This is a genomic window from Kitasatospora sp. NPDC058063 (assembly GCF_042885395.1).
Taxonomy (GTDB): domain Bacteria; phylum Actinomycetota; class Actinomycetes; order Streptomycetales; family Streptomycetaceae; genus Kitasatospora; species Kitasatospora lactacystinica.
Genome location: NZ_JBHVSD010000025.1, coordinates 23,349 through 36,091 on the forward strand (window position 1 = coordinate 23,349; position 12,743 = coordinate 36,091).

The following is a 12,743-nucleotide window of genomic DNA, read 5'->3' on the forward strand; positions in this document are numbered from 1 at the left end:
GCCGCCACACCGTGGCGGCACCCCGATCGGCTTTCGGTCAGCCCTTGACGCAGACGACCTGCTTGAGGTGCGCGACCACCTCGACGAGGTCCTTCTGCTGCTCGATGACCTTCTCGATGTTCTTGTAGGCGCCCGGGATCTCGTCCACCACGCCGCCGTCCTTGCGGCACTCCACGCCCTTGGTCTGCTCGGCCAGGTCCTGGGCGGTGAACCGCTTCTTCGCCGCGGTGCGGCTCATCTTGCGGCCGGCGCCGTGCGAGGCGGAGTTGAACGACGACGCGTTGCCCAGACCGCGGACGATGTAGGACCCCGTCCCCATCGAGCCGGGGATGATCCCGAGGTCGCCGGAGCCGGCCCGGATCGCGCCCTTGCGGGTCACCAGCAGGTCGACGCCGTCGTACCGCTCCTCCGCCACGTAGTTGTGGTGGCAGCTGATGACCTCGTCGAAGGTGACCTCCGCCTTGGTGAACTCGCGCCGGACGACGTCCTGGAAGAGCGCCATCATGACCGCGCGGTTGTGCTTGGCGTACTCCTGCGCCCAGAACAGGTCCTGGCGGTAGGCGGCCATCTCCGGGGTCTTCGCCAGGAAGACGGCCAGGTCCCGGTCGATCAGGCCCTGGTTGTGCGGCAGCGCGCGGGCGACGCCCATGTGGTGCTCGGCCAGTTCCTTGCCGATGTTGCGCGATCCGGAGTGCAGCATCAGCCAGACCGCATCAGTCGTATCAACACACAGTTCTATGAAGTGATTTCCTCCACCGAGCGTCGCCATCTGCTGCATCGCCCGCTCGCGGCGCCACTTGACGTCCTCCGCGATGCCGTCGAAGCGCTGCCAGAAGTCGTCCCAGCCCGCCGTGCGGAAGCCGTACAGCTTGGCCGGGTCGACCGGGTCGGCGTGCAGGCCGCGGCCGACCGGGATGGCCCGCTCGATCTCGCGGCGCAGGACGGAGAGGTCGTCCGGGAGGTCCTCGGCGGCGAGCGAGGTCTTCACCGCGCTCATCCCGCAGCCGATGTCGACGCCGACCGCCGCCGGGCAGACCGCGTCCTTCATGGCGATGACGGAGCCGACCGTCGCGCCCTTGCCCAGGTGGACGTCGGGCATCACGGCGAGGCCGTGCAGCCACGGCAAGGAGCTGATGTTGCGCAGCTGCTGGAGGGCCTGGCCCTCGACGGTGGCCGGGTCGGTCCACATCCGGATCGGGACGCGGACGCCGGGTACCTCGGTGTACGACATGGGTGAACGACCTCCAGGGGCCGGGTGGTTCGGGGAATATGGTGCCGCGCGAGGAATCCCGGTGCGGCTCGGGGAAGTTCAGGGGTGGGGCTCAGACGCCCTGGGCGACGGTGCAGGGGGAATACGGCCTCGGGGAGCGTCGTATGGCTTGCTCGACCCGCATGGTGACCGCCTCCCTTCCTTCGTCGCAGTGCGCGGTACACGGTTCGCAGTTCGCGGTCCGCAGTGCGCGGTCCGCAGTCGCGGTGCGCGGTTCGCACGTGCTGTGCGCCGGGGAACATCTATCCACGGAACGGGTGCGGCCCGCAATGGATTTAAAGACGCGTCCGGCCCGGCGGAGCGGGTGCTCCACCGGGCCGGACGGAACGGCGAAGGGCGTCAGCTGACGACGGTGACCTCGCCGATGCCGAGCGCCCGCACGTCGTCGGCGATCACGGCGGCGTCGCCGACCAGGACGGTGACCAGCCGGTCCGGCGGGAAGGCCGCGACAACCGCCTCGGTGGCGGCGGCGGTGCGCAGCTCGGCGAGCTGCCGGTAGACCTCGGCCTGGTAGTCGTCCGGCAGGTACTGCTCGACCTGGTCGGCCAGCGTGCCGGCGACCGAGCCCGCGGTCTCGTACTTCAGCGGGGCGACGCCGACCAGGAACTGCACGGCCTCGTCGCGCTCGGCGTCGGTGAGGCCCTCGGCGGCGAGGGTCCGCAGGATGGTCCAGGTGTCGGCCAGCGCGGGGGCGGTGGAGGCGGTGTCCACCGAGCCGCTGATGGCGAGCATCGCGCGCCCGCTGCCGTCGGCGGCCGAGCGCAGCGGCTGGGCGAAGGCGCGCACGCCGTAGGTGTAGCCCTTCTCCTCGCGCAGGACGCGGTCGAGGCGGGAGGTGAGGGTGCCGCCGAGGCAGTAGGTGCCGAGGGTCTGGGCGGCCCAGACCGGGTCGTGGCGGTCGGGCCCGATCCGGCCGATGAGCAGCTGGGTCTGGACGGAGCCGGGGCGGTCCACGATGACGACGCGGCCGCGGTCGTCGCCGGTGACCGGGGCGTGGACGGACGGCTCGGCGGCCGTCCCGGTCCAGGTGCCGAGGGTGCTCTCCAGCAGCGCCGGCAGGTCCACCCCGGTGAGGTCGCCGACCACCACGACGGTGCCGGTCGCGGGGCGCACGTGGGCGTCGTAGAAGGCCTTGACGGCGGCGCGGTCGATCGACTTGACGGTGTCGGCGGTGCCGGCGCGGGGCCGGGAGAGCCGGTCGGCGGCGTCGAAGAGCTCGGCGTACAGGGCCTTGGCGGCGCGCCGGGCGGGGTTGGCCTGCTCGTGGACGATCTCGTCCAGGCGGTTGGCGACCAGCCGCTCGATCTCCGCCTCGGGCAGCGCGGGGGCGCGCAGGGCGTCGGCCAGCAGGGACAGGCCGCGCTGGAGCCGGGAGGCGGGCACCTCCAGGGAGATCCGGATGCACGGGTGGTCGGCGTGGGCGTCCAGGGTGGCGCCGGCGCGCTCCAGCTCGGCGGCGAACTCCTCGGCGCTGAGGCTGTCGGTGCCCTCGCTGAAGGCGCGGGCGAGGATCCCGGCGATGCCGTCGAGGCCCTCGGGCTCGACCGCGAGCGGGACGTCGAGCAGGACCTCGACGGCGACCAGCTGCTGGCCGGGCCGGTGGCAGTGCAGGACGGTGATGCCGTTGCCGAGGGCGGCCCGCTCGGGGGCGGGGAAGTCCCAGGGGCTGGGCGTGCCCGGCCGGGGCTGCGGGTGGAAGGTCATGGCGGGGACGAAGTCGGTGCTCATACGGCGGCACCCTCCTCTTCGGAAGCGGCGTCGGAGTCGGCGTCGGTCTCGGCGGCGGCGGTCGGCTCGTAGGCGAGGACGGCCCGGTTGTCGGGGTGGAGCCGGGCCTTGGCGACGGCCTGGACCTCTTCGGCGGTGACGTCGAGGACCTTGGGGAGGGCGTCGTTGAGCAGCTTGGGGTCGCCGAACAGGACGGCGTAGCGGCACAGTTCGTCGGCCCGGCCGGCGACGGTGGTGAGCCGGTCGAGCCACTCGCGCTCGATCTGGGCCTGGGCGCGTTCGAGTTCCTCGGCGGTGGGGCCCTCGGCGGCGAAGCGGGCGAGCTCCTCGTCGACGGCGGTGCCGATCCGCTCGACGGTGGCGTCGCCGGAGGTCTTGACGTCGAGCCAGCCGAGGCTGGGGGCGCCGGCCAGCCGCAGCAGGCCGAAGCCGGCGGCGACGGCGGTGCGGTCGCGGCGGACCAGCCGGTTGTAGAGGCGGCTGGACTCGCCGCTGCCGAGGATGGTGAGGGCGAGGTCGGCGGCGTCGGCCTCGCGGGTGCCGTCGTGCGGGAGGCGGTAGGCGGCCATCAGGGCGCGCGAGGGGACGTCCTCGTGGATCTCCTCGCGGATCTCCCGCCCGATGGTCTCGGGGAGTTCGCCCGAGCGCGGGGGCTGCTTGCCGTCGTGCGCGGGGATGGAGCCGAAGTACTTCTCGACCCAGGCGACGGTCTGCTCGGGGTCGATGTCGCCGACGATGGACAGGACGGCGTTGTTGGGCGCGTAGTACGTCCGGAAGAACGTGCGGGCGTCCTCCAGGGTGGCCGCATCGAGGTCGGCCATGGAGCCGATCGGCGTGTGGTGGTACGGGTGGCCGTCGGGGAACGAGAGCGCGGTGAGCTTCTCGAAGGCGGTGCCGTACGGGACGTTGTCGTAGCGCTGGCGGCGCTCGTTCTTGACGACGTCGCGCTGGTTCTCCATGGACGTCTCGTCGAGCGCGGCGAGCAGCGAGCCCATCCGGTCGGCCTCCAGCCAGAGGGCGAGCTCCAGCTGGTGGGCGGGCATGGTCTCGAAGTAGTTGGTGCGCTCGAAGCTGGTGGTGCCGTTGAGCGAGCCGCCGGCTCCCTGGACGAGCTCGAAGTGCCCGTTGTTGGAGACGTTGGCCGAGCCCTGGAACATCAGGTGCTCGAAGAGGTGGGCGAGGCCGGTGCGGCCCTTGACCTCGTGGCGGGAGCCGACGTCGTACCAGAGGCAGACGGCGGCGACCGGGGTCAGGTGGTCCTCGGAGAGGACGACGCGCAGGCCGTTGGCCAGGCGGTGCTCGGTGATGGCGATGCCTCGGCTGGAGGCGGGGGCCGGGTTGGCCATGCGCTCGGGTCCTTCCCGTCGTCGATGTCGGGGTTCGTGTGGCGTCCCCCATTGTGGTGCAACGTGCGGGAGCCGTGTTCGTGTCCGCGCGGACGGGGCCGTTCGCCAGGGGCGGAAGAGGGCCGCTGACCGGGAGTGTCGGCGAGAGGGTCCACAATGGGGGCGCCGCGCCCTGTCGGCGGCACCCGGTTGACGGGTCCGGCGGCGGGACGGTGCGGAGACGGCCGACGACCGCCCCCGGGCGTTCGGCGACCGACCGACGACCTACCGAGACACAGCCAGCGACACGTAAGGGAGCCCCGCCGCGATGGCCCGCCGCAGTTCGCAGACCCCGCCGCCCGGAGACTTCGAGGAGCGGATCCTCGACGTCGACGTCGTGGACGAGATGCAGGGCTCCTTCCTGGAGTACGCCTACTCGGTGATCTACTCGCGTGCGCTGCCCGACGCACGGGACGGCCTGAAGCCGGTGCACCGCCGGATCCTGTACCAGGCCAACGAGATGGGCCTGCGCCCGGAGCGCGCGCACGTGAAGTGCGCGCGCGTGGTGGGCGAGGTGATGGGCCGGCTGCACCCGCACGGTGACGCGTCCATCTACGACTCCGTGGTGCGCATGGCGCAGCCGTTCTCGATGCGGCTGCCGCTGATCGACGGCCACGGCAACTTCGGTTCGCTGGGCAACGACGACCCGCCGGCCGCGATGCGCTACACCGAGTCGCGGCTGACGGCCGCCTCGATGGCGATGGTGGAGTCGATCCACGAGGACACCGTCGACTTCGGCCCGAACTACGACGGCAGCGAGCAGGAGCCGCTGGCGCTGCCGGCCGCGTTCCCGAACCTGCTGGTGAACGGCGCGACGGGCATCGCGGTCGGCATGGCGACGAACATGCCGCCGCACAACCTCTCCGAGGTGGTGGCCGCGGCCCGGCACCTGATCAAGCACCCGAGCGCCGACCTGGACACGCTGATGCGCTTCGTGCCCGGTCCGGACCTGCCGACGGGCGGGCGGATCGTGGGCCTGTCGGGCATCCGGGATGCGTACGAGTCGGGCCGCGGCACGTTCAAGATCCGGGCGACGACGACGGTGGAGGCGGTGACGGCCCGCCGCAAGGGCATCGTGGTCACCGAGCTGCCGTACAACGTCGGCCCGGAGAAGGTCATCTCGAAGATCAAGGACCTGGTCAACGCGAAGAAGCTCCAGGGCATCGCGGACGTCAAGGACCTGACCGACCGCGAGCACGGACTGCGGCTGGTCATCGAGGTGAAGAACGGCTTCGTGCCGGAGGCGCTGCTGGAGCAGCTGTACAAGCTGACGCCGATGGAGGAGACCTTCGGCATCAACAACGTGGCGCTGGTGGACGGCCAGCCGCTGACGCTGGGGCTGAAGGAGCTGCTGGAGGTCTACGTCGACCACCGCTTCACCGTGGTGCGCCGGCGCAGCGACTTCCGCCGCCGCAAGCGCGAGGAGCGGCTGCACCTGGTCGAGGGCCTGCTGGTGGCCCTGGTCGACATCGACGAGGTCATCGCGATCATCCGGTCGAGTGACAACGCGCAGCAGGCGAAGGAGCGCCTGATGGAGCGCTTCTCGCTGTCGGAGACGCAGACCGCGTACATCCTGGACACCCCGCTGCGCCGGCTGACCCGCTTCGACCGGGTCGAGCTGGAGCAGGAGAAGGCGAAGCTGACCTCGGAGATCGCGGACCTGACCGAGATCCTGGAGTCGGACACCAAGCTGCGCAGCGTGGTCTCGTCCGAACTGGGCGCGGTGTCGAAGCAGTTCGGCACCGAGCGGCGCACGGTGCTGCTGGAGGCGGGGGCGGTGCCCTCGGCGGCGCTGGCGGTGCCGCTGGAGGTCGCGGACGACCCGTGCCGGGTGCTGCTGTCGTCGACCGGTCTGCTGGCGCGGACGGCGGACGGCGAGCCGTTCGAGGTGTCGGAGAAGCGGGCGAAGCACGATGTGATCGTGTCGGCGGTGCACGCGACGGCCCGGGCGGACATCGGCGTGGTGACGTCCGCGGGCCGGGTGCTGAGGCTGCCGGTGATCGACCTGCCGGGCCTGCCGCCGACGCCGTCGCCGACGCTGGCGGGCGGGGCCGCGGTGGGCGAGTTCCTGCGGCTGGAGGACGGGGAGCGGGCGCTGGCGCTGACCACCCTCGACGAGTCCTCGCCGGGGCTGGCGCTGGGCACGCTGCAGGGCGTGGTGAAGCGGGTGGTGCCGGAGTGGCCGGCGAACAAGGACGAGTTCGAGGTGATCGCCCTCAAGGAGGGTGACGAGCTGGTGGGCGCGGTCGAACTGCGCACCGGCGAGGAGGACCTGGTCTTCATCGCCTCGGACGCCCAGCTGCTGCGCTACCCGGCGGGCCAGGTGCGTCCGCAGGGCCGCCCGGCGGGCGGCATGGCGGGCATCAAGCTGTCGGACGGCGCGCGGGTGCTGTCCTTCACGGCGGTGGACCCGGCGGCGGACGCGGTGGTGGTCTCGGTGGCCACGGCCACGGGCACGCTGTCCGACGGCGAGCAGACGAGCTGGAAGGTCACCCCGTTCGAGCAGTACCCGCGCAAGGGCCGCGCCACCGGAGGCGTGCGCTGCCAGCGCTTCCTGCGCGGCGAGGAGGCCCTGACCTTCGCCTGGGCCGGCGCCGCCCCGGCCCGCGCCGCCACCGCCAAGGGCGCCCCGGTCGACCTGCCCGAGCGCGACCCGCGCCGCGACGGCTCCGGCACCCCGGTCACCACCCCGATCGCGGTGGTCGCCGGCCCGGCGTAGCGGCACCCGTACGAGCGGAGGGGCACCGGAGATCATCCGGTGCCCCTCCGCTTTTTCGTGCCCGTCCGGCCGGGAATGCGGAAGGGCGATCTCCAATTCCCGGGCATGGCCCGAACTTTGCCCACCCATGGGTTAGGTTCACCGAACAGGTGCTCCATATCGCGCCACAAGCTTTGGGGGGACGGGGAGTTGGCCGAAGAATTCAAGATCGACATGGGCCGGATGAGAACGGTGTCCAAACAGCTCGACGAATGCGGCAACCGCATGGGGGCGGTCGCCAAGAGCCTCGAAAACCTCGGAAAGGGCAAGCAGTTGGGCACCGAGCGGCTCGACTCGGCCTGCAAGGGCTTCGAGGACCACTGGCACGGCGGCATCGGCCGGATGGCCAAGCTCGCCCACGGCCTGCGCGAGGGCCTGGACGCCTCGCTCAAGAACTACGGGGACAACGAGCAGGGCACCGCCAAGGGCCTCGGCGCGACCTGAGCCAACACCCAGGGGACTGACTTACACCATGAGTGACAAGAACTGGCCGGGCCTCGGCTTCTGCCCGGCCCCGGGGGACCTCCCGGCCATCGCCAAGATGTACGCGGACGTCGACGCCGTCGCCCGCGAACTGGAGGAACTGCGCCACGCGCTCGCCGACCTCGGCTCCGAGGGCAGCGCATGGCAGGGCGAGGCGGCCCGCAACTTCGCCGGCAAACTGGGCGAACTGCCCAAGTACCTCACCCAGGGCCACGAATCGATGGCCGCCTGCTCCCGGGCCCTCAAGGCCTGGCACACCCAGCTCACCGGACTGCTCTCCACCGGCCGGACCATGGAGGCCCAGGCCGTCGAACTGCGCTCCCGGCTGGGCGACATGAACGTCCAGTGCGACACCGCGGGAAAGGCCCTCGACGCCTCCGCTCAGTCCGCCGACGCGGCGGCCCAGACGAAGGCCAAGGCCGACTTCGAGGCCAAACTCCAGGCCCAGCAGCAGCTTGTGCACCAGCTCGACGAGGTGATCGCCAACGGCCGCAAGCAGCTATCCGACCACAAGAACAAGGCCGAGGCGGCCGCCAAGGCGATCATGGAGGCGTCCCGCCACCACCCGCCGGACCCGAGCTTCCTCAAGCGGATGCTGGACAAGGTGGAGCACGCCTGGCAGAAGTCGCTGGACTTCCTGGCCGAGCACGCCGACGACCTGTCCAAGATTTCGGCCGGACTGGCGATCGCGGCCCTGGTGATCCCCGGGGCCGGCCCGATCCTGGGCGCCGCGGCCATGCTGACCAGTGCGGCCGCGATGGCCGGGCACGGCATCGCCAAGTCCCGCGGACAGGATGTCTCCTGGCTGAAGATCGGAATGGACGGGCTCGGGGTGATCCCCGGTGTCGGCGCCATCAAGGGCTTCGCCACCGCCGGAAAGTCGATCACGAAAGTTCAGGGCGTGGGCGTCGTCAACAAGGTGGTCCGGGCCCCGATCAAGAACATCAGGACGTCGGTGGCCGCCGAGGGAGCCGGCGCTGCCGAGCGCACCTCGGCCGCCGGCGCAGGCCTGTTCGAGAAGACCGTGAACCCGATATCGACCAAGGCCATCGTCGGCGGGCTCAAGAAGGCAGGCGTCGAAGTGGATCCCCGCGCGGTCACCATCACGAACAAGGCGAACGGACTTGCCTACGGCTTCTACCAGGACGAGAAGAAGGAGAAGGCCCGGGAGTCCTACGTCGAGGCCCCGGGACCGCTTCCAAAGCCCGCGTACCGACCGGCGTCCGCACCGTTCCTGAACGCCGTCGGCTGAGAGAGGAGCAGCTCATGGTCAAGGACCTCCATGTGACGCTGCCGGTTCCGGGCGGACAGCTCGCCGCCGTGCCCGAGGTGGCCGAGGCGGCGCGGCGGGCCGAAACGCTCTACGGGGTCACCCTGTTGAACGACGACGTGGCCCGCAACGTGGTGATCAAGCACCTGCGGAAGCGGGATCAGCAGGACTGGCACGACGAAGCCGCGGGTCTCCTCGTCCTCGGTGGAATCGTGGTCTCCTTGGTCACCGGCAACTGGGCAGCGGCGATCCTGGGGATTCCGGCCGGAATCGCGGTCTGGCTGCGGGGCGCGGGCCGCAGCTCCAGCAAGCAGACCGCCTCGGTGCACTTCACCGCGTACATCGGTCTGCTGAACCACGCCAGGCGCGCGGGGCTGACGGTCCGGATTCCCGCCGAGTGGGGAGCCGATGCCGATCGGGCCGTGTGGGAGGAAGGTACCCGGGCCGCTCCGCAGCCGCAGCCACCGGCCGCCCCGACCCCACACCCCACCGGTCCGGTCCCGTACGGCTCCCCGCTTCCCCCACCCGCTGTCGCTGCACAGCCCGGCTCGTGGTGGCCGGCCGGCGCCGTGATCGACCCCAAGTTCCCGGTGCTGCCTCCGGCGGCGCTCGCACAGCACTGGGCACTGGCCGGCCGGGCCCGTGAACTCGGTGCTCCGTACGGTGTCGACTTCCTGGACGAACAGGCGGTCCGGGGGCTGCTCACCGCGCAGAAGCGCACCGTCCGCCGGAGATCGACGTGGAGCAAAATCTTCGCCCTGGTCCTCGTCGTGGCCGTGATGGTCGGCGTTCTCGGCTCGGACTTCACCTACTCCGAGCAGCGCCGGCAGTCCATCCTCGTCATCGGCGGGCTGGTGGCCACCTGTGCGCTCACCGCCCTCCCCGCACTGAAGACGCACTGGACCTGGCACCGCTCCGGCCTGCGCGACCGGGCCAACGCCTACCTCGACCTGCTGATCGAGGCCCGCGCGTACGGCGTCCCGGTCCCCGTCCCGCCGTCCTGGCTGGACGTCCGCCACCGGATCCGCAAGCCCTCATGACCTCCGTGGAGGGCCCGATGTCCGACATTCCGACAGTCACCGAGGACACCCGGCTCCAGATCCGCTTCGTCGTCCCGCCCGCCTTCCACGAGGTCCCGGTGCTGGGCACCGACGACCAGGTGGCCGAGGAGCTCTGGGAGCTGGTCTGCGAGGTGCTGGCCTCCCATCCCGAGGAGATGCGGGTGCGCTGGGCCGTGGCGCTGGCCGGGCTGATCCCGCCGATGGCCGAGGCCGGGGTGATCCACGCCGGGATGTGCCTGGTGGACGTGGACGGGCGCCCCAGCACGGCGTCGATCACGGCCTCGGTGTGTCCCCTGGTCGGGACCGACTACCCGGGCGCGGTGGACTTCCTGCTCACCCGCCTGGCCCTGTCCCGTCCGGAGGCGGAGGTGACGGCGATCGAGCTGCCGGCCGGACGGGCGGTGGCGGTGATCGACGCCGTGGCGACCCCGGTCGACGACGGGTCGACCCCGCTGGACGGCCTGGCGGTCCCGCTCGCCGACGGGGTGCTGACCACCTCGGTGATCCAGGTGCACCTGCCGCTGCCGAACGAGTCCCAGCTGCTCTCGCTGGAGTTGAGCACCCCGTGCCCCGAGGACTGGGTGCTCTACTCGGAGCTGTTCGCCGATGTCGTCCGCAGCATCCACCTGGAGTTCGCCGACCTCCCGATCGTCTCCGAGCCGCTGTACGACACGGTGGACGAGGAGGTGGCGCAGCGGGTGAGGGCCGCGTTCGGGTGAGCCGGGTGCGGGTGATCAGGTGAGGGTAGCCTTGCCGGGGTGAGCACCTGTGCGACCGTGTCGCGTGAACTTTCGGAGCCGCTGGCAGCGACGGCGGCGGTGGCGACCACCTGGCTGCTGGTGGAGCAGAACGGGCCGTGGGGCGCGAAGGCGCTGGGTGAGAGCCACCTGGACGCGGCGGTCGGGCGGGCGCTGGAGGCGGCCGCGGCGGGGACGGGCGTGCGGGTGGCCCTGATCCGGCGGCCCGGTCGGCACGCCGACTGCCTGCCGACCGCGCGCCACGAGGTGCTCGTGGCGCACACGGTGCCCGGCCGCGGCTGGGTGCGCCGGGCGGGGGTGGCGGATCCGGCGGAGCTGCTGGAGCTGGACTTCGCGGCGCTGGGCGCCGGTGACCACACCGGCTTCGGAACGGAGCACGTCGGCGGCCCGGTGGCCCTGGTGTGCACCAACGGGCGGCGGGACCGCTGCTGCGCACTGCTGGGCCGGCCGCTCGCGGCGGAGCTGGCGGCGGCCGGGCACAGCGAGGTGTGGGAGGTGACCCACCTGGGCGGGCACCGCTTCTCCCCCACGATGCTGGTGCTGCCGTACGGCTACGCGTACGGGCGGCTGACGCCGGAGACGGCCAAGGAGGTGCTGGCGGCGACGGCGGCCGGGCACGTGGTGCCGGAGTGGTCGCGGGGCTGCTCGGGTTGGGAGCGTCCGGGCCAGGCGGCCGAGCACGCGGTGCGGCTGGCCACCGGCGAGACCGGGGTGGACGTGCTGACGCTCACCCAGCGGCCGGACGGCGGGGGCCGCTGGCTGGTGACGGTGCTGCACCGGGACGGGCGGTCCTGGGAGGTGGACGTGATCGAGGCGGCCAGCGAGCCGGCCCGCCCGGAGAGCTGCGGCAAGGCGGCGGGGACGCCCTCGCGGATGGACGTGCTGTCCGTACGGGGGGTCTGATACGCGACGGCCCCGCGCCCGTGGGGGTGAGCGCGGGACCGCTGCGGCGGAGCGTCAGCCGGCCGCCTTGGCGACGAACTCCGTGGTGTACGTCTTCGCCAGGTCGATCGTCCCCTCCTTGCCCTTGACGTCCGGGTGGAACTCGGCGAGCACCGAGAGCACCGTCTTCGGCCCGTCGGCCGGCATCACGCCGTCCGTGGTGAACATCGGCAGCGTCGCCTTGATCGCCGCCGCGTACTGCTCGGCGCCGCCCTGCGCGTAGTCGGCGGGCATCTTCGCGGCGATCTCCTCGGGGGTGTGGCCGGACATCCACTTGAGGGTCTTCACGAAGGCGTTGGCGAGCTTCTGGGTGGTGTCCTTGTTCTTCTCCACCCAGTCGGTGTTCATGTACAGCGACGAGGACGGGTACAGCCCGCCGAGGGCCTCGCGCGAGCCCTCGGGGGTGCGCATGTCGTACAGGACCTTGCCGAGGCCCTTGTCCAGGATGTTCGCGACGGTCGGGTCGGTGGTCATCCCGGCGTCGATGCTGCCCTGCTGGAGCGCGGCGATGAAGGTCTGGCCGGCGCCGACCGCGATCGGGCTGAACTCGCTGACGGCGGTGCCGTTCTTGACCGCGAGGTACTTGGTGAGGAAGTCGGTCGAGGAGCCGATGCTGGTGACGCCGAGCTTCTTCCCCTTGAAGTCGGCGCCGGACCTGATGGCGTCGGCCTGCTTGGTGGAGACCACCTCGACCTCGCCGGGCGCCTGGGCGAACTGCACGACGGACTCGACCTTCTTGCCCTTGGCCTGGAGGTCGATGGTGTGGTCGTAGAAGCCGACGGCGCCCTGGACGTCCCCGGCGAGCAGCGCGGTGGTGGCGTTGACGCCGGCCGGCTCGGTCATCAGCTCGACGTTGACGCCGGCGTCGGCGAAGTAGCCGAGCCGCTGGGTGAGCATCGCGGGCAGGTAGATGACCTTGTCCAGGCCACCGACCATGATCTTGACCTTGGGTCCGTCGACCTGCTGCCCGGCGGGCGCGGCGACGGCGCCGTGGCCGGCGGTGGCGGCGTCGTTGGCACACGCGGAGAGCGGGAGGAGCAGGGCGGCGGCGAGGGCGGCGGCGACTGGTCTGCGCATGGGTGGGGGGT

10 protein-coding genes are annotated in these 12,743 nt (G+C 71.7%); 6 read left to right on the forward strand and 4 right to left on the reverse strand.

Annotated elements, in window-relative coordinates:
• Positions 1 to 37: 37 nt before the first annotated feature.
• The 3 genes from ACFVUY_RS33580 to ACFVUY_RS33590 form a co-directional block, all read right to left on the reverse strand.
• The gene (locus ACFVUY_RS33580) at positions 38 to 1,231 is read right to left on the reverse strand and encodes an RtcB family protein (RefSeq protein WP_387736071.1); all 1,194 of its coding nucleotides are present in this window, start codon (positions 1,229 to 1,231) and stop codon (positions 38 to 40) included.
• 378 nt (positions 1,232 to 1,609) lie between these two features.
• Positions 1,610 to 2,974, reverse strand: coding sequence for a M16 family metallopeptidase (locus tag ACFVUY_RS33585; RefSeq protein ID WP_387736182.1), 1,365 nt, complete (start codon positions 2,972 to 2,974; stop codon positions 1,610 to 1,612).
• Positions 2,975 to 2,994: 20 nt separating this feature from the next.
• On the reverse strand, positions 2,995 to 4,344 hold the full coding sequence (locus ACFVUY_RS33590) for a pitrilysin family protein (protein WP_359912575.1): 1,350 nt from the start codon (positions 4,342 to 4,344) through the stop codon (positions 2,995 to 2,997).
• A 307-nt stretch (positions 4,345 to 4,651) separates the two neighbouring features.
• On the opposite strand from ACFVUY_RS33590, the gene ACFVUY_RS33595 reads away from it, so the two are divergent.
• The 6 genes from ACFVUY_RS33595 to ACFVUY_RS33620 all read left to right on the forward strand — a co-directional run bounded on the left by ACFVUY_RS33595 (position 4,652) and on the right by ACFVUY_RS33620 (position 11,616).
• On the forward strand, positions 4,652 to 7,102 hold the full coding sequence (locus ACFVUY_RS33595; protein ID WP_387736073.1) for a DNA topoisomerase (ATP-hydrolyzing) subunit A: 2,451 nt from the start codon (positions 4,652 to 4,654) through the stop codon (positions 7,100 to 7,102).
• Positions 7,103 to 7,291: 189 nt separating this feature from the next.
• Positions 7,292 to 7,585, forward strand: coding sequence for a hypothetical protein (locus ACFVUY_RS33600; RefSeq protein ID WP_359912580.1), 294 nt, complete (start codon positions 7,292 to 7,294; stop codon positions 7,583 to 7,585).
• A 28-nt stretch (positions 7,586 to 7,613) separates the two neighbouring features.
• Positions 7,614 to 8,876 carry a WXG100 family type VII secretion target gene (locus tag ACFVUY_RS33605; protein WP_387736075.1) on the forward strand — a complete coding sequence of 421 codons (1,263 nt, stop codon included), beginning with the start codon at positions 7,614 to 7,616 and terminating at the stop codon, positions 8,874 to 8,876.
• Between the two features lie 14 nt (positions 8,877 to 8,890).
• Complete coding sequence (locus ACFVUY_RS33610) at positions 8,891 to 9,934, forward strand: hypothetical protein (protein ID WP_387736077.1); 1,044 nt, start codon at positions 8,891 to 8,893, stop codon at positions 9,932 to 9,934.
• A gap of 17 nt (positions 9,935 to 9,951) precedes the next feature.
• Positions 9,952 to 10,674, forward strand: a complete 723-nt coding sequence (locus ACFVUY_RS33615) for a hypothetical protein (RefSeq protein WP_387736079.1) — start codon at positions 9,952 to 9,954, stop codon at positions 10,672 to 10,674.
• Between the two features lie 39 nt (positions 10,675 to 10,713).
• Positions 10,714 to 11,616, forward strand: a complete 903-nt coding sequence (locus ACFVUY_RS33620) for a sucrase ferredoxin (protein WP_359912592.1) — start codon at positions 10,714 to 10,716, stop codon at positions 11,614 to 11,616.
• A 54-nt stretch (positions 11,617 to 11,670) separates the two neighbouring features.
• On the opposite strand, the gene ACFVUY_RS33625 is transcribed toward ACFVUY_RS33620, so the two are convergent.
• The gene (locus tag ACFVUY_RS33625; protein ID WP_387736081.1) at positions 11,671 to 12,732 is read right to left on the reverse strand and encodes an ABC transporter substrate-binding protein; all 1,062 of its coding nucleotides are present in this window, start codon (positions 12,730 to 12,732) and stop codon (positions 11,671 to 11,673) included.
• Positions 12,733 to 12,743: the final 11 nt, after the last annotated feature.

Coding starts and splice junctions, on each gene's coding strand:
- ACFVUY_RS33580 (WP_387736071.1), bottom strand. CDS start 1,231: ATGTCGTACACCGAGGTACCCGGCGTCCGCGTCCCGATCCGGATGTGG.
- ACFVUY_RS33585 (WP_387736182.1), bottom strand. CDS start 2,974: ATGACCTTCCACCCGCAGCCCCGGCCGGGCACGCCCAGCCCCTGGGAC.
- ACFVUY_RS33590 (WP_359912575.1), bottom strand. CDS start 4,344: ATGGCCAACCCGGCCCCCGCCTCCAGCCGAGGCATCGCCATCACCGAG.
- ACFVUY_RS33595 (WP_387736073.1), top strand. CDS start 4,652: ATGGCCCGCCGCAGTTCGCAGACCCCGCCGCCCGGAGACTTCGAGGAG.
- ACFVUY_RS33605 (WP_387736075.1), top strand. CDS start 7,614: ATGAGTGACAAGAACTGGCCGGGCCTCGGCTTCTGCCCGGCCCCGGGG.
- ACFVUY_RS33610 (WP_387736077.1), top strand. CDS start 8,891: ATGGTCAAGGACCTCCATGTGACGCTGCCGGTTCCGGGCGGACAGCTC.
- ACFVUY_RS33615 (WP_387736079.1), top strand. CDS start 9,952: ATGTCCGACATTCCGACAGTCACCGAGGACACCCGGCTCCAGATCCGC.
- ACFVUY_RS33625 (WP_387736081.1), bottom strand. CDS start 12,732: ATGCGCAGACCAGTCGCCGCCGCCCTCGCCGCCGCCCTGCTCCTCCCG.